The 15,977-nt window shown below is 64.9% G+C and carries 15 protein-coding genes; 9 read left to right on the top strand and 6 right to left on the bottom strand.

Annotated elements, in window-relative coordinates; translation table 11 throughout:
* Positions 1-2: 2 nt before the first annotated feature.
* From ACLB6G_RS10585 to ACLB6G_RS10560, 6 genes are all read left to right on the top strand, one after another.
* On the top strand, positions 3-683 hold the full coding sequence (locus ACLB6G_RS10585; protein WP_410356137.1) for a zinc metallopeptidase: 681 nt from the start codon (positions 3-5) through the stop codon (positions 681-683).
* A 29-nt stretch (positions 684-712) separates the two neighbouring features.
* Positions 713-1,960, top strand: coding sequence for a phenylacetate--CoA ligase family protein (locus ACLB6G_RS10580; RefSeq protein WP_410356136.1), 1,248 nt, complete (start codon positions 713-715; stop codon positions 1,958-1,960).
* 173 nt (positions 1,961-2,133) lie between these two features.
* Positions 2,134-4,110, top strand: a complete 1,977-nt coding sequence (locus ACLB6G_RS10575; RefSeq protein ID WP_410356135.1) for a 5'-nucleotidase C-terminal domain-containing protein — start codon at positions 2,134-2,136, stop codon at positions 4,108-4,110.
* A gap of 141 nt (positions 4,111-4,251) precedes the next feature.
* Complete coding sequence (gene hemH, locus ACLB6G_RS10570) at positions 4,252-5,316, top strand: ferrochelatase (RefSeq protein ID WP_410356134.1); 1,065 nt, start codon at positions 4,252-4,254, stop codon at positions 5,314-5,316.
* Between the two features lie 166 nt (positions 5,317-5,482).
* Complete coding sequence (locus ACLB6G_RS10565) at positions 5,483-6,442, top strand: SPFH domain-containing protein (protein ID WP_410356133.1); 960 nt, start codon at positions 5,483-5,485, stop codon at positions 6,440-6,442.
* Positions 6,443-6,462: 20 nt separating this feature from the next.
* The gene (locus tag ACLB6G_RS10560; protein ID WP_410356132.1) at positions 6,463-6,927 is read left to right on the top strand and encodes an NfeD family protein; all 465 of its coding nucleotides are present in this window, start codon (positions 6,463-6,465) and stop codon (positions 6,925-6,927) included.
* 16 nt (positions 6,928-6,943) lie between these two features.
* Here ACLB6G_RS10560 and ACLB6G_RS10555 read toward each other — a convergent pair whose 3' ends face one another.
* Complete coding sequence (locus ACLB6G_RS10555) at positions 6,944-7,942, bottom strand: KpsF/GutQ family sugar-phosphate isomerase (RefSeq protein WP_410356131.1); 999 nt, start codon at positions 7,940-7,942, stop codon at positions 6,944-6,946.
* A 186-nt stretch (positions 7,943-8,128) separates the two neighbouring features.
* Here ACLB6G_RS10555 and ACLB6G_RS10550 point away from each other — a divergent pair, with 186 nt between their 5' ends.
* On the top strand, positions 8,129-9,781 hold the full coding sequence (locus ACLB6G_RS10550; protein WP_410356130.1) for an outer membrane beta-barrel protein: 1,653 nt from the start codon (positions 8,129-8,131) through the stop codon (positions 9,779-9,781).
* A 4-nt stretch (positions 9,782-9,785) separates the two neighbouring features.
* On the opposite strand, the gene galU is transcribed toward ACLB6G_RS10550, so the two are convergent.
* Positions 9,786-10,655, bottom strand: coding sequence for a UTP--glucose-1-phosphate uridylyltransferase GalU (gene galU, locus ACLB6G_RS10545; protein WP_410356129.1), 870 nt, complete (start codon positions 10,653-10,655; stop codon positions 9,786-9,788).
* Between the two features lie 191 nt (positions 10,656-10,846).
* Here galU and ACLB6G_RS10540 point away from each other — a divergent pair, with 191 nt between their 5' ends.
* Positions 10,847-12,067 carry a lytic murein transglycosylase gene (locus ACLB6G_RS10540; RefSeq protein WP_410356128.1) on the top strand — a complete coding sequence of 407 codons (1,221 nt, stop codon included), beginning with the start codon at positions 10,847-10,849 and terminating at the stop codon, positions 12,065-12,067.
* Between the two features lie 9 nt (positions 12,068-12,076).
* The gene (locus ACLB6G_RS10535) at positions 12,077-13,267 is read left to right on the top strand and encodes an SGNH/GDSL hydrolase family protein (protein ID WP_410356127.1); all 1,191 of its coding nucleotides are present in this window, start codon (positions 12,077-12,079) and stop codon (positions 13,265-13,267) included.
* Between the two features lie 15 nt (positions 13,268-13,282).
* Here the strand turns inward: ACLB6G_RS10535 and ACLB6G_RS10530 are convergent, their stop codons facing one another.
* From ACLB6G_RS10530 to ACLB6G_RS10515, 4 genes are all read right to left on the bottom strand, one after another.
* Positions 13,283-13,477 (bottom strand): hypothetical protein, encoded by a 195-nt coding sequence (locus ACLB6G_RS10530; protein ID WP_410356126.1) that lies wholly within the window; start codon positions 13,475-13,477, stop codon positions 13,283-13,285.
* Between the two features lie 161 nt (positions 13,478-13,638).
* Positions 13,639-15,096 carry a glutamate synthase subunit beta gene (locus tag ACLB6G_RS10525; RefSeq protein ID WP_410356125.1) on the bottom strand — a complete coding sequence of 486 codons (1,458 nt, stop codon included), beginning with the start codon at positions 15,094-15,096 and terminating at the stop codon, positions 13,639-13,641.
* Positions 15,089-15,631 (bottom strand): thermonuclease family protein, encoded by a 543-nt coding sequence (locus ACLB6G_RS10520; RefSeq protein WP_410356124.1) that lies wholly within the window; start codon positions 15,629-15,631, stop codon positions 15,089-15,091. Before ACLB6G_RS10520 ends, ACLB6G_RS10525 begins: the two co-directional genes overlap by 8 nt.
* Before the next feature lie 14 nt (positions 15,632-15,645).
* Positions 15,646-15,972, bottom strand: a complete 327-nt coding sequence (locus tag ACLB6G_RS10515; protein ID WP_410356123.1) for a heavy metal-binding domain-containing protein — start codon at positions 15,970-15,972, stop codon at positions 15,646-15,648.
* Positions 15,973-15,977 lie beyond the last annotated feature (5 nt).

Below are 15,977 nucleotides of genomic sequence, written 5' to 3'. Positions count from 1 at the left end.
TCATGCTCTACGCTTTGGCGGTCATCGCCGTTCTGGCGCTCGTTTCCCTGCCGCAGGCCTGGGTGAAATGGGCGCTGTCGCGCCATGGCGCCAACCGTCCGGACCTGCCCGGCACCGGCGGCGAACTGGCCGAACACCTCGTTCGCCATTTCAAGCTGGACGGCGTCCGGGTCGAACTGACGCAGCAAGGCGACCACTACGATCCGGAATCGCGCACCGTGCGCCTTTCCCCGCAACACCATGGCGGCAAGTCCATTGCTGCCGTGGCCGTCGCCGCCCATGAGGTCGGCCACGCCCTCCAGCATGCCGCGCGCGACCGCTGGCTGGACCGGCGGCAACGCCTGGCCCGTCTGGCCATCTGGACCGACCGCCTCGCGGGCATCGTCTTCATCGCCGCCCCCATCCTGGGCGTTGCCGCCCGCGTGCCGGCGGTCATGATCGCCCTTGTCGCGCTTGGCATCGCCCTGCTCGGCGTCCGCGTCCTCTTCAACATCGTTACCTTGCCGGTGGAACTCGACGCCAGTTTCCGCAAGGCCCTGCCCATCCTGACCGACGGGCGCTACCTCCACGAGAACGACATGCCCGCTGCCCGGACGGTTCTGCGTGCCGCCGCGCTAACCTATGTCGCCGGCGCGTTAATTTCGCTGGTGGACCTTGCGCGCTGGATCAGGCTTTTGCGATAAGGCGGATCGTGGTGAGGAGAGGGACTGCAATGACCGAGTTTTTCGACGGACTGGAAACGCGCGACCCGGCCGAGCGCGAGGCGGCCCTGTTTGCCACGCTGCCGGAATTCCTGGCCCGCGCCATGGCCGCGGTCCCCGCGCTTGCCCGCTGGCTCGACGGTGTCGATCCGGCCGCGGTCACCTCGCGCGAGGCGCTGGCCCGCCTTCCCGTCCTGCGCAAGTCGGAATTGCTGGAAATGCAGCGGGCCGAGCCGCCGTTTGGCGGTTTCGCCAACATGGAAGCGCTGAAGGGCAACCGGGTCTTCATGTCCCCCGGCCCGCTCTACGAACCGCAAGGCATCGGCCCGGACCCGTGGAAGGCGGCGCGCGCCTTCCATGCCGCCGGCATCCGCCCCGGCGAAATCATCCACAACGCCTTTGCCTATCACATGACGCCGGGCGGCTTCATCCTGGACGAGGGCGCGCGCGCCTATGGCTGCGCGGTGTTTCCGGCCGGTGTCGGCAATACCGAAATGCAGGTTGAGGCCGCGGCCGCGCTCAGGCCCTCTGCCTATTCCGGCACGCCGGACTTCCTCAAGGTCATGCTCGACAAGGCCGCCGAGACCGGCAGGGACCTGTCCTCGATCCGCCGCGCCCTGGTTTCCGGCGGCGCGCTCTTCCCGTCGCTGCGCGAGGAATATGCGGGCCGCGGCGTCAACGTCCTGCAATGCTACGCCATCGCCGAATGCGGTGTCGTTGCCTATGAGAGCATGGATGAACAAGGCAACCCGCTGCCCGGAATGATCCTCAACGAGGACATGATCGTCGAGATCGTTCGCCCGGGCACGAATGATCCGGTGGAGGACGGCGAGGTTGGGGAAGTGGTCGTCACCACCTTCAACGACGCCTACCCTCTCGTCCGCCTCGGCACCGGCGACCTGTCGGCGATCCTGCCCGGCCAGTCGCCCTGCGGGCGCACCAACAGGCGCATTCGCGGCTGGATGGGCCGCGCCGACCAGCGCACCAAGATCAAGGGCATGTTCGTCGACCCCAAGCAGGTGGCCGAGGTGCTGCGCCGGCATCCCGAAATCCTCAAGGCCCGCCTTGTCGTCCGGCGCGAGGGCGCGTCCGATGCCATGACGCTCCTGGTCGAGGAGCGCGGCGATGCCGATGTCGCCGCGGTCGCGGCGACGCTGCGCGAGGCGACCAAGCTGTCCGGCACGGTGGAAGTGGCGGAAGCCGGCACGCTGCCCAACGACGGCAAGGTGATCGCCGACGAGCGCGACTACGCCGGCTGACAGCCATTCCCCATCCACTTTTCCGGGAGTGGCGGACTGCCTTGCGTGCGCGCCGGTTTTGCCCTTGCGCTGGCGCGGCGGCAATGGAAACATGATAAGGAAGCGCGCCTGCACGAAACTGTCACGCAAGGCCGTTAGCAGAGCGCCGTCCGGTGTCTCACAGGGAGATTGTCATGAACCGAATTGCCGCCACCGCAGCCTTGTCCGCATCCTTGCTGGCGCTCACGGCCGCCCAGGGCTTCGCAGAGTCGCTCAACATCCTGCACATCAACGACTGGCACAGCCGTATCGAATCCATCAACAAGTATGATTCGACATGCTCGGCCGAGGACGAGACGGAAGGCAAGTGCTTCGGTGGCGCCGCCCGGCTGGTCACGGCAGTCCGCGAAGCACGCGCCGCCATGGGAGAGGACCAGACCGTCTTCCTGAACGCCGGCGACAATTTCCAGGGCTCACTGTTCTACTCGACCTACAAGGGCGAGGCCGAGGCGGAATTCCTTGCCATGATGGGCACCGACGTGATGACCATCGGCAACCATGAATTCGACGATGGCGAACCCGGTCTCGCCACCTTCATGGAAAAGGTGTCGTTCCCCGTCATCTCCGCCAATGTCCTGCCGAGCTACAAGTCCGCGCTGGCCGGCAAGATCGAGCCGTCGGTTGTCATCGAGAAGGGCGGCATGAAATACGGCATTGTCGGCGCGGTCGCCAACGACACCGACGAACTGTCCTCGCCCGGCGAGGACATTCTCATTGCCCAGGATGTCGCCGCGATCACCGATGCCGTCAAGGCGCTGCAGGAGCAAGGCATTGACCGCATCATCGCGCTCACCCATGTCGGCTATCCGCGCGATCTCGCGGCAATCGCGAAGATCCCGGGCGTCGACGTGGTCGTCGGCGGTCATTCCCACACCTATCTGGCCAATGGAGACGACAGCGCGGAAGGCCCCTACCCGACCTGGGTCGACAATCCGGAAGGTTACCGGGTGCCGGTCGTGCAGGCCAAGTCATACTCGAAATACCTTGGCAAGCTGACCGTGACGTTCGACGACAATGGCGTCGTCACCGCAGCGGAAGGCGCGCCCATGCTGCTCGACGCCTCGGTCAAGCCCGATGAGGCCGCGGCCGCCCGCGTCAAGGAGCTTGCCGCGCCCATCGAGGAACTCAAGGCCAAGGTCGTCGCCAGCACGGAAGGGCCGATCGAGGGCAGCCGCGAGGTTTGCCGCGCGGGCGAATGTGCGATGGGCAACCTCGTGGCCGACGCCATGCTCGACCGGGTCAGCGACCAGGGCATCGAGATCGCCATCCAGAACGGTGGCGGCCTGCGCGCCTCCATCGACGCCGGCGACGTGACCATGGGCGAAGTGCTGACGGTCCTGCCGTTCCAGAACACGCTGGCCACCTTCCAGTTGAAGGGCGCTGACATCGTCGCCGCGCTGGAGAACGGCGTCAGCCAGGTCGAGGAAGGCGCCGGCCGCTTCCCGCAGGTCGCCGGGCTGCGCTTCACGTGGGATCCCGCTGGCGAACCGGGCAGCCGCATCCGCTCCGTCGAGGTCGGCGGCAATGGCGACTGGCAGGCCATCGACCCGGACAAGACCTATGGCGTGGCAACCAACAACTTCATGCGGGCCGGCGGCGACGGCTACAAGGTCTTCGCCACCAATGGCATGAACGCCTATGACTACGGGCCGGGCCTGGAGGAAGTCGTCGCCACCTATCTTTCCGCCAAGGCGCCCTACCAGCCGATCAATGACGGCGGTCGCATCATGAAGGTCGAGGCAGCCGCTCCGGCTGCGGAAGAAAAACCGGCCGAGGCTGCGGCCGCGGAGAAGCCCGCTGAAACCATGGCCGAGAAGCCGGCCGAAACCGGACTGAAGGTGCCGGAGCGCCCCGGCTTCACCATGCAGATGCCGGCCAGCGGCCCGAAGGTGGAGGCCCCTGCAGCAGAGGCCGGGGTCGAGATGAAGGCCGGAACCATGGACGGCGGCATGAAGAAGCATGTCATCGTTGCCCGGGACAATTTCTGGGACCTGGCGCGCACCTATTACGGTGACCCGCGCATGTGGCAGAAGATCGCCGAGGCCAATCCGGACATGAAGGCGACCGGCCTCGTCATCGGACAGGAACTGGTGATCCCGGCCGCGCAATAGTATCAAGGCTGCGGCTTCGCGCCGCAGGCCGAGCAAAATTCGGCCCGCCCTGATCCACAGGGCGGGCCTTCGCCTATAGGGAACGCCGGACAACCACATCATCCGTCCGGATTGCTGCAGGAAATTTCAGGAGTTTGTTCAATGACGTTTGCGACGCGCATCAGCCTTGAGGACGCGAAGGCGATCGGCCCGCTTCCCGCGGATCATCCCCCCGTGAAGATCGGCAAGGTCGGCGTGCTGCTCGTCAATCTGGGCACGCCGGACGGCACCGACTACGCGCCCATGCGCCGCTACCTGAAGGAATTCCTCTCCGACCGGCGCGTCATCGAATGGCCGCGCGCGCTCTGGTATCCCATTCTCTACGGCATCGTCCTGAACACCCGTCCGAAGAAGTCCGGCGCGGCCTATGCCGAGATCTGGAACAGGGAGAAGGACGAGAGCCCGCTGCGCACCTTCACCCGTGCCCAGGGCGAGAAACTGGCAGGCGCCCTTGCCGCCCATCCGCATGTCCAGGTGGACTGGGCCATGCGCTATGGCAATCCCTCCATCGAGGAGGTGACGAAGCGCCTGATCGCCGACGGCTGCGAGCGGATCGTCATGTTCCCGCTCTATCCGCAATACTCCGCCACCACCACGGCGACCGTGAACGACAAGTTCTTCGAGGTTCTGCAAGGCCTGCGCTGGCAACCGGCCATCCGCACCGTTCCGCCCTATCACGACGAACCGGTCTATATCGAGGCGCTGGCCCGCTCCATCGAGAGCCATCTCGCCACGCTCGACTTCGAGCCGGAAAGGGTGATCGCCTCCTATCACGGCATTCCGCAGAGCTATTTCAGGAAGGGCGACCCCTATCACTGCCATTGCCACAAGACCTCCCGCCTGCTCGAACAGCGCCTCGGCTGGGAAAAGGGCCGGCTGATGACGTGCTTCCAGTCGCGCTTCGGACCGGAGGAATGGCTCCAGCCCTATACGGACAAGACTGTGGAGCAGTTGGCGAAAGACGGCGTGAAGTCGATCGCCGTGTTCAACCCCGGCTTCGTCTCCGACTGCCTGGAGACGCTTGAGGAAATCGCGGGCGAGGCCGGCGAGATCTTCCATGAGGCCGGCGGCGAGAATTTCACCCATATTCCCTGCCTCAACGATACCGTGGAAGGCATGGCCGTCATCGAGGCACTGGTGCGCCGGGAACTGTCCGGCTGGATCTGAGCGGAAGGCCGGCGGTCGCCCGCTCCCGGCCATTACCCGCCGCGTTGAAAATCGCACGTTAAGGATGACGTGCTAACGCTTTGCACCGGGGATGGCCCGTCCCCATATCATGGGTCGTGAGGGGGCCGGCATTCATGGCCGCGCCAACAGGAAAAGGACGCCCGCCATGCTGTTTTCCGGTCTTGATATCGCCATTCTCGTTCTTGTCGTCGTGGTCATCATGGTCCTGTTCGCCGGGATCAAGACGGTCCCGCAGGGCTTCAACTATACCGTCGAGCGGTTCGGCCGCTATACGAGGACGCTGCAGCCAGGCCTGAACATCATCGTGCCCTTCATCGACCGCGTCGGTGCCAAGATGAACATGATGGAACAGGTGCTCGACATTCCCACGCAGGAAGTCATCACGCGCGACAACGCCATCGTCGCCGTGGACGGCGTCTCTTTCTACCAGGTGCTCAACGCGCCCCAGGCCGCCTACCAGGTGTCGGGCCTGGAAAACGCGCTCCTGAACCTGACCATGACCAACATCCGTAACGTCATGGGTTCGATGGACCTCGACGAACTGCTCTCCAACCGCGACACCATCAACGACCGGCTGCTGCGCATCGTCGACGATGCCGCCAATCCCTGGGGCATCAAGATCACCCGCGTCGAGATCAAGGACATCAACCCGCCGCAGGATCTCGTCGATGCCATGGCGCGCCAGATGAAGGCCGAACGCGACAAGCGCGCCCAGATCCTGGAGGCCGAGGGCCTCAAGCAGGCACAGGTCCTCGAAGCCCAGGGCCGCAAGGAAGCCGCCTTCCTCGACGCAGAGGCACGCGAGCGCCAGGCACAGGCCGAAGCCCGCGCCACGCAGATGGTGTCCGAGGCCATCGGCGCCGGTGACATCCAGGCCATCAACTACTTCGTCGCCCAGAAATACACCGAGGCCATGACGGCCATCGGCTCGGCCAACAATTCCAAGATCGTCCTGATGCCGATGGAGGCCTCCTCGCTGATCGGATCGCTCGGCGGCATCGGCGCGATTGCCCGCGAGGTCTTCGGCGACGGCTCCGGCGATGGCCAGACACCGCCTCCGGTTCCCGCGCGCGGTGGCTTCCGCGTCCCGCGCGCCGGCAGCTGAACCGGGCGGGAGGGCGAACCATGATCCAGCAGATCGTCAACGAACTGGGACCGTGGAACTGGATGGTGCTGGGCATCATCCTTCTCGGCGCCGAAATCGTCGTGCCCGGCGTGTTCCTTATCTGGATCGGGCTGGCGGCCATCGTCACCGGCGTGCTGTCACTGGTGCTGTGGGAAACGGCCTTCTGGTCCTGGCAGGTCCAGACGCTGGTCTTCCTCGTGCTTTCACTTGCCGCCGCCTGGTACGGCAAGCGGATGATGGACGCGAGCGCCGCCGAGACCGACGAACCCCTCCTCAACAGGCGTCAGGCGCAACTGGTCGGCCGCGTGGCAACACTGGAAGAGCCGATCCGCAACGGGCAGGGCCGGGTGCGCATCGGGGATACCTTGTGGCGGGTTTCCGGTAAAGACATGGACGCCGGCACCCGCGTGCGTGTCACCGCGGAGGAAGCCGGCACGTTGCACGTGGAAGCGGCGGCGGACTGACCCGCTTCCTGCCCGGTCAGGCCGCCCCGATCCGCAACAGGTCGTGCAGGTGAACGATGCCGACCGGCCGGCCTGCCTCGACCACCATCAATGCCGTGATGGCCGACGTGTTGATGCGCGACAGTGCCACCGCCGCCAGTTCGTCCGGCGCGATCACGCGCGGCGAACGGGTCATCACCTGGTCCACCGTCATCGACAGCAGGTCGGCGTCGATGTGCCGGCGAATGTCGCCATCCGTGATGATACCGGTGAGCGAACCGTCGCTGCCGAGAATGCCCACGCAGCCGAAGCCCTTGCGGGTCATTTCCAGGATGGCGTCGCGCATGCCGGCACCCTCGCCGATAAGCGGGACACGGTCGTCCTTGTGCATCACGTCGCCAATGCGCACCAGGCTCGCGCCCAGTTGCCCGCCCGGATGGAAAGTGCGGAAATGGTCGGGCGTGAAACCGCGCGCTTCCAAGAGCGCGATGGCCAGCGCATCGCCCAGGGCCAGTTGCAGCATGGTGGACGTGGTGGGCGCCAGGCCATGCGGACAGGCCTCCTGCGCCCTTGGCAGCGCCAGCACGACATCCGCCTCGCGCCCGAGCGCGGAATCAGTGCCTGCCGTCAGTGCGATGAGCGGGATGGAGAAGCGCCGCGAATAGGCGACGATCCCCTTCAGTTCCGTGGTCTCGCCGGACCAGGAAATCGCGATGATCGCGTCGTCCGGCGCGATCATGCCGAGATCGCCGTGATTGGCTTCCGCCGGATGCACGAAATAGGCCGGTGTTCCGGTCGAGGCGAAGGTCGCAGCCAGCTTGGAGCCTATATGGCCGCTCTTTCCCACGCCCGTGACGATCACCCGCCCCTTGGCGGCCGCCAGCAGCGCGGCGGCATCCGCGAAGGCCTCTCCAAGGCCGTTCTGCATGGCCTCGGCAAGGGCGTCCAGCCCGGCCCGCTCCGTGGCAAGCGTCCGGACAGCGGAGGAAACGAGCCCCGCGCGGTCGATTCCGGTGGTGATTTTCAGCCTGTTCATGGACTGAGCCTGTAGCGATTTCATGCGGTTCTGTCCAACCTTTCCGCCATAGAAGGGCGGCACCGGAAAGGAAGCGTTAACCATGCGCCTTTAGGCTTCGGAAAGGAATGCGGGCACTGTGCCCGGACCCTGAACGAACGGACGCCGCGATTGAACCGGTTCTCGACCCCAGGGCGAACGGCGCTCATGCGCTTCGCCGCTGTCCTGATTGCAACGACCGCGCTGGCCCTGCCGGGCCTGACGCCCGCGGCCGCGCAATCGGTCGAGGGCCTGCGCGGCGAAGTTGACGAGGCCGGCACGGCAAGATCGCTTCTCCAGGCACGCACGCTGGCGGACCGGCCAACCGCCCTGTCTGGCCGGACGGCCCCAACGGAGCGGCAGGAATCATCCGCTTCCGCGCCCTACATCCCGCAAAGTGACGGTGCCAGCGACGCGGAGGATGGCGAAACCGGCGCCTTCGCGAATGGCAGCTTTCAGCCGCAGCCGCCGCGTCTTCCCCTCGGCGCCCGCGAACGCGAGAACGCCGATGCGGACAATGCGGACCGCGGCAGGGCACGGTCAACGCAGGAAGAACCCCAGGACCTGCTGACAGGCTCGCAGCGCACCCGCCCGCTCGCCGCGGACGATGATGAACGCAACACGCGCGCCCTCCCTGACAACCGGCGCACCGGCTCCATCGACGGTATCGAGCCGGTTCCCGAAACCGATCCCTATGCGCCGCTCGGCCTGCGCATCGGAACGTTCACCGTGACGCCCACGCTGGAAACCGGCCTGACGGCTACCGACAACGCCCTGAGTTCGCCGGTGAAGCAGTCCGGCATCTTTTCCGACACGACCCTGCGCCTTGAGGCTGTTTCCGGCTGGCTGCGCCACGAAGCCCGCCTGAACGCCTTCGCCACCTGGCGGCAGGCCGTTTCCGGGCCGGGGGAAAGCGAGCCGAGCATCGGTATCGACGGCCAGATGCGCCTCGATTTCGGTGCTGACCATGCCGTCAATGCCAGTGCCGGCTACGAACTGCGCCGCGAAGCCGCCGAAAGCCCCGTCTCCATTCCTGCCGGCGCGACGCGGCCACTGCTGAACCGGCTTGACGCCAGCTTCGGCCTGGAGAAAACCGAAGGCCGGTTGCGCTATGCGCTGACCGGCGAGATCCTGCGCGATGCCTACGGCGATGCGGACCTGGCCACCGGCGGAACACTGGACCAGTCCGACCGCAACTTCACCCTGGTCAATGGCCGCCTTCGTGTCGGCTATGCCGTTTCCCCGGCATTGGCGCCATTCATCGAGGGCGAATATGGCCGCCGCATCCATGACAACCGCGTCGATGCATCCGGCTACCGGCGTTCATCGGACCGGTACGCGCTGCGCGGCGGCGTCGCCGTCGACCTCGGCGAGAAACTCAACGGCGAACTGGCCGCCGGCTATGTTCGCGAATCCCTGGATGACAGCCGCCTGCCCGACATCGACGGCCTGTCGCTGCTGGCCAGCCTCAACTGGTCGCCCGAACGCGGCACCCGCGTGAGCCTGACCGGCGAGACAACCGTCGAAGGCACGACGACGGCAGGCTCCTCCGGCTCGCTGCTGCAATCGGGCACGCTGGCGCTGGAGCGCCAGATCCGGGCCAACCTGACCGGCAATGCGGAATTCACCGCCTCCCTGCGCGATTACGCCGGCACCCCCGGCCGGGACGTGACGCTGGCAGGCCAGCTTGGCTTCACCTGGTGGCTGAACCGCAATCTCGGCCTGACCACGCGCCTGCGCCACGAGCGGCTGACCAGCACGCTGCCCGGCCGCGACTACACAACGAATTCCGCCTTCCTCGGCCTGAAGCTGCAGCGCTGACGGTTCAGCCGATGATGGCGCGCGCGACCGCCTCGACATGATCCTTCATGTCGGCGCGCGCATGGGCCATGGCGAGATTGGCCTCGATGAAACCTTCCGGATTGCCGCAGTCGAAGGTACGTCCGGCAAAGGTGTAGCCGTAGAAGGCCTGCTTCTCCTTCAGCTTCAGCATGGCGTCGGTCAACTGGATTTCGTTGCCAGCCCCACGCTCCTGCGTCGCCAGGATGTCGAAGATTTCCGGTTGCAGGATGTAGCGGCCATTGATGAAGAGGTTGGACGGCGCGGTTCCCGGCGCCGGCTTCTCCACCATCTCGGTCAGTTCATAGCCGTTGTGCACGTCCCTGCCACGGCCCACGATCCCGTACTTGTAGGCATCCTCCGGCTTGCACTCCTGCAGCGAGATGACGTTGCCGCCGGTCTTTTCGTAGAGCGAGGCCATCTCGCTCATGCAATTGGCCTGCGATTGCAGGATCATGTCGGGCAACAGCAGGGCAAACGGTTCGTTGCCCACCAGGTCGCGCGCGCACCACACGGCATGGCCGAGGCCCAGCGGTTCCTGCTGGCGCGTGAAGCTGGTGGTGCCGGGCGCCGGCTGCATGGCCTTGAGCTGTTCCAGCGGTCCGGTCTTGCCGCGCGATTCCAGCGTCGAGTAGAGTTCGTACTGGATGTCGAAATAGTCCTCGATCACCGCCTTGTTGCGCCCTGTGACGAAGATCAGGTGCTCGATACCGGCCTTGAGCGCCTCGTCGACAACATACTGGATGACCGGCCGGTCAACCACGGTAAGCATTTCCTTCGGGATGGCCTTCGTGGCCGGCAGGAAGCGGGTGCCGAAACCTGCAACGGGGAAGACAGCCTTGCGAAGCTTTTTCATGATCGTCGGTTTCCTGTCCTTGGGCGGTCCTTCGGCGCAGTCTTGCCACGGTTCCAGTTTAGCAATTGGTCATTGATTCCGGCCTGTTCCGGCCGGCTGGCGCGATTCGTGAAGGCATGTCGCTCTATGGTAAACCAAATCCTAACCCGTCTGTGAACAGAATGGCCGGCATCCCAACGAAGGAGACTGTCATGACGTTCCGCTCCGCCGGAAAACTCGCGATCCGCATTGCCGCCGCCTCGCTTGTCGCCGCCTGCCTGTCTTCCGCCCCGGCGCGGGCCGACGCCGGCTTCCAGCGCTGGATCGCAGGCTTCAAGTCCGTCGCCATGAAGAGCGGCGTCTCGTCCTCCACCTATGACCGGGCGTTTCGCGGCGTCACCGCGCCGGACCCGGAAGTGCTTGAAAAGGCGAACTTCCAGCCGGAGTTCAAGGCGCCCGTCTGGCAGTATTTCGACAACCGTGTCCATGACGAGTCCATCGCCACGGGCCGCGAGATGGCACGCAAGTATGATGCCTGGCTGGACCGGATCGAGCGCCGCTTCGGCGTGGAAAGGCACATCCTTCTGGCCATCTGGGGCATCGAGTCCAATTACGGCCGCATCCTGACCAATGACCGGGTGATGCGCAACGTGCCGCGTTCGCTGGCGACCCTCGCCTATGGCGACAAGCGGCGCGCCAAGTTCGCACGCACGCAACTCGTCGCCGCGCTGAAAATCCTCCAGACCGGCGATATCGACGAGAGCCACCTGACCGGGTCATGGGCCGGCGCCATGGGCCACACGCAGTTCATTCCGACCAGCTACCAGGCCTATGCGGTCGACATGGACGGTGACGGACGGCGCGACATCTGGAATTCCGTTCCCGATGCCCTGGCGACCGCCGCCAACCTGCTGGCCCGCAATGGCTGGCAAACCGGCAAGACCTGGGGCTACGAGGTGAAGCTGCCGCCGGGACGCAAGTTCCCCGCCGGTTCGATGAGCCTGTCGCGATGGCAGGGCATCGGCGTCACGCGCACCAACGGCAAGCCTTTCCCGCGCCCCTCAGACAACGCCGAACTGAAGGCGCTGGACGGACGCAACGGCCCCGCTTTCCTGATGCTGAAGAACTTCTTCGTGCTCAAGCGCTACAACAACGCCGACACCTACGCGCTTGCGGTTAGCCTGCTGGCCGACGAGATCGCCGGTTTTGGCGGACTGGATCGCGACTGGGACCGCCCGTTCACGCCGCTCACATTCGCCGAGAAGCAGGAACTTCAGACATATCTCGCCCGCAACGGCCTCTATGACGGCCCCATCGACGGCAAGATCGGCAGCGGATCGCAGGCCGCCATCAAGACCTTCCAGGCCCGTGCGGGCTTGACGCAGGATGGCTATCCCAGCAAGGAAGTGCTGAACGTGTTGCGCAGGCAATAGGAGACCCGCATGGGCCGGACAGGCAACGGGCTGTTCATCAAGGCGCTTGCAGCGCTCGTCTGCTTCTGTCTGGCACTCGCCGGATCCGCGCAGATGGCCGCCGCAGCGCCCGCCGGTGCCAACGACAACGGCCTGCCAGGCGTGCGCGGATTTTTCCGCCAGCTGTTCCGCCCCGAGCCGAGGCGCGCGGTCGAGCCGGCGCCGTCACGCAAACGGACGATCCGCCAGCGCACCACCCCCAGCCAGGGCGCGGCCGCTCCGGCCTCCCAGCCGCAAGCCGAGCAGGTGGAGAAGCTGGAGAACGCCCGCAAGGTGCTCGTCGTCGGCGACTTCCTGGCCGGCGGCCTCGCCGACGGTCTTAAGGACGCCTTCGCCGACCTCCCCGGCGTGATCGTGGTGGACCGGTCGAACGGTTCGTCCGGTTTCGTCCGCGACGATTATTACGACTGGCCGGGGCAGATCGGTGCCATCCTGGAAGAGGAAAAGCCGGCGCTCGTCGCCGTGATGATCGGATCAAACGACCGTCAGCCCATCCGCACGGATGCCGGACGCCTGGCCTTGCGCTCGGAGGAATGGGACAAGGAATACAATGCCCGCATCCGGGCCTTTGCGACCGAACTGAAGAACGCGTCCGTGCCCTATGTCTGGATCGGCATGCCTGCCTTCAGACTGTCGTCGATGACCGCTGACATGCTGGCCTTCAACGATTTCTACAAATCGGTCGCCACGGCCACTGACGGCGAATTCGTCGACATCTGGAACGGTTTCGTCGATGAGAACGGCAGCTTCATCACGACCGGGCCGGATATCAATGGCCAGGTCGTGCGCCTGCGCGGCGCCGATGGTATCAATCTGACGAAGGCCGGCCGGCGCAAGGTCGCCTTCTATGCGGAGAAGCCGCTGAAGAAACTGCTCGGCCGGGCCGCCGACCCCAATATCGGCAAGCTGACACCGGAAATGCTGCCCACGCTGACGCTCAATCCGGCCCCCTTGCAGATGAAGATCGACCGCACGATCCCCATCTCGCTGACCGATCCCGACCTTGATGGCGGGGAGGAATTGCTTGGCCGCGTTCCGGAACCGGCGGCGGTACTGCCTGTCGAGCCCACAGCGGTCCAGCGCCTGACGATCGAAGGTCTCGCACCTGCCCCGGAACGCGGGCGGGCCGACGATTTCGGCCGCGCCACAGAGCCGCGCTGACCGGCGCGCGAAACCTCAGGCGCCCTTGGTCAGCGCCAGGATCTGCCGCGAGACAAACCACGACACGGGGATGGCAATGACGGCGCCGGCGATCGCCGCCATGATGATCTTCTGGCTGTCGAACATGTTCATGGAAAGAAGCGCGACGATCAGGATACCCGCGACCGTCGGTGCGACGAGAATGTAAATGGCACCGAGAATTTTCAGCATGACCCACCTCCAGACGTGTGCGCGGCAGGAAGAGCCGCGCCGCATTCGGAGGGAACATCGCGCCGCGCGGCGGCAGGCGCCTTGATTCATCTCAATATTCGTATGTTTAAAAAAAGCGGCGCCCATGGGCGCCGCCTCATGCGACCGGACCGGACGGGCCTTCAGCGCGGCAGCAGCGTCTGACCCATCAGGTCCTTGTCGATGGCATGGGCCGCCTGCCGTCCTTCGCGGATCGCCCAGACGACGAGCGACTGGCCGCGGCGCACGTCGCCCGCGGCATAGAGCTTGTCCACGCTCGTCCGGTAGCTGACATCGTCGGCAGCCACGTTCTTCGAACCGCGCCGGTCCGTGTCGACCTTCATCTTGCCTTCCATCTCGTCCATCAGCCCGCCCGCGATGGGACCGGCGAAGCCGATGGCGATGAAGGCGAGATCGGCCCGGATGATGAACTCGGTTCCGGCAATCGGATTGCGCTTCTCGTCCACCTTGCAGCATTTCACGCCGGTCAGGCGGCCGTCCTCGTCGCCGACGAATTCCAGCGTCGCGACCTGGAACTCGCGTTCCGCGCCTTCGGCCTGGCTGGACGAGGTGCGCATCTTCGTCGCCCAGTAGGGCCAGACGGTCATCTTGTCTTCCATGGCAGGAGGCTGCGGCCGGATGTCGAGCTGAGTCACGCGCACAGCGCCCTGGCGGAAGGAGGTGCCCACGCAGTCGGACGCCGTGTCGCCGCCGCCCACGACCACCACGTGCTTGCCGCCCGCGACAACCGGTTCCGACGGCCAGGCCGTGGACTGGATGTCCTCGCCGCCCATGCGCTTGTTGGCCTGCACCAGGAAGGGCATGGCGTCATGGACGCCGTCCAGTTCCGCACCCGGAATCCCGGCCGCGCGCGGCGTTTCCGACCCGCCGCAATAGAGTACGGCATCATAGTCCGACAGCAGCGAGTCGACCGTCTTGTCGACGCCGACATTGACGTTGCAGAAGAAGGTCACGCCCTCGCCTTCCATCTGCGCCACGCGCCGGTCGATGAAGTGCTTCTCCATCTTGAAGTCCGGAATGCCGAAGCGCAGCAGCCCGCCGGGCTTGCTCTCGCGCTCGTAGACATGGACCTCGTGGCCGGCGCGGCCAAGCTGCTGTGCCGCCGCCATGCCGGCCGGGCCGGAACCGATGATCGCGATGCGCTTGCCGGTCTTGGCGGCCGCCGGCTGCGGCTTGATGTAGCCGCGTTCATAGGCCTTGTCGGCCAGCGCCTGCTCCACCGTCTTGATGGCCACCGGGATGTCTTCCAGGTTCAGCGTGCAGGCCTCCTCACAGGGCGCGGGGCAGATGCGGCCGGTGAACTCCGGGAAGTTGTTGGTGGAATGCAGGTTGCGGATAGCCGTGTCCCAGTCGCCATTGTAGACGAGGTCGTTCCAGTCGGGGATCTGGTTGTGGATCGGGCAGCCCGTCGGACCGTGGCAATAGGGAATGCCGCAATCCATGCAGCGGGCAGCCTGTTTCTGCACCGCCTCGTCCGACATCGGCAGCGTGAACTCCCGGAAATGCCGGATGCGGTCGGAAGCCGGCTGGTACTTGTGCACCTGCCGGTCGATTTCGAGAAATCCTGTTACCTTACCCATTCTTCAAGGCCTCGCACCAATCATAACCCTCATCAACCACGCCATGCGGGTGTCCATTCCACCGCGCCGAAGTCGATTCAAGTAGTTCTTCTCCAAGTGATTTCAAACGATCACTGTCTCTGCGATCTATGCGAGCAACTAGACGCCCGCCATACTTGTCATAAGATATGTCGCTAAGCCGCACCCAGCGACCGGGCCCAAATTTCCGGCTTACGGACAACGTGACTTCCTCGCCAAACTTTTTCTCTTCAGCACACTTCGGCTTAAATTTTTCTGGCGCATCCACGCCGCGGACGCGGATATTGTAAACCCCCTCAAGTCCGGGAATTAGAAACATTCTTATAGAAAGGGTATCCCCATCAATTATATCCTCGATCACGCCTTCTACAAAGTAATCTGGCTTTTGATTCATCAAATATTTACATTCAATACTCTCAAGGCATTTCTCATCTGAATAAGATGTCTCTTCGGCGAATACAAAAGAAGCAAAAAGGACCAATAGAGAAGAGAACAGAAATCCTGTTACCTTACCCATTGCTTACACCCTCTTCACCGGATCACCACGGCCGTGCCCGATGCCGAAACCATCAGCATGGAGCCGCTCGAACCGGTGGAAATGTTCTCATAGTCGATGTCGATGCCGATCACGGCATTGGCGCCGACGCGCTGCGCCTCGTCTTCCAGTTCGCGGATCGCCGTTTCCCGCGCCTCGCGCAGCACGCGCTCGTAGGAGCCGGAACGCCCGCCCACGATGTCGCGGATGCCGGCGAAGAAATCCCGGAAGATGTTGGTGCCCAGGATCGCCTCGCCCGTCACGATGCCGCGATACTCGACGATCCGGTGCCCTTCGATCGTGTTTGTCGTCGTCGTGATCATTCCGT

It is taken from the genome of Zhengella sedimenti, from assembly GCF_046506625.1.
Lineage (GTDB): Bacteria > Pseudomonadota > Alphaproteobacteria > Rhizobiales > Rhizobiaceae > Zhengella > Zhengella sedimenti.
This window is presented reverse-complemented; position numbering and strand designations above follow the sequence as displayed.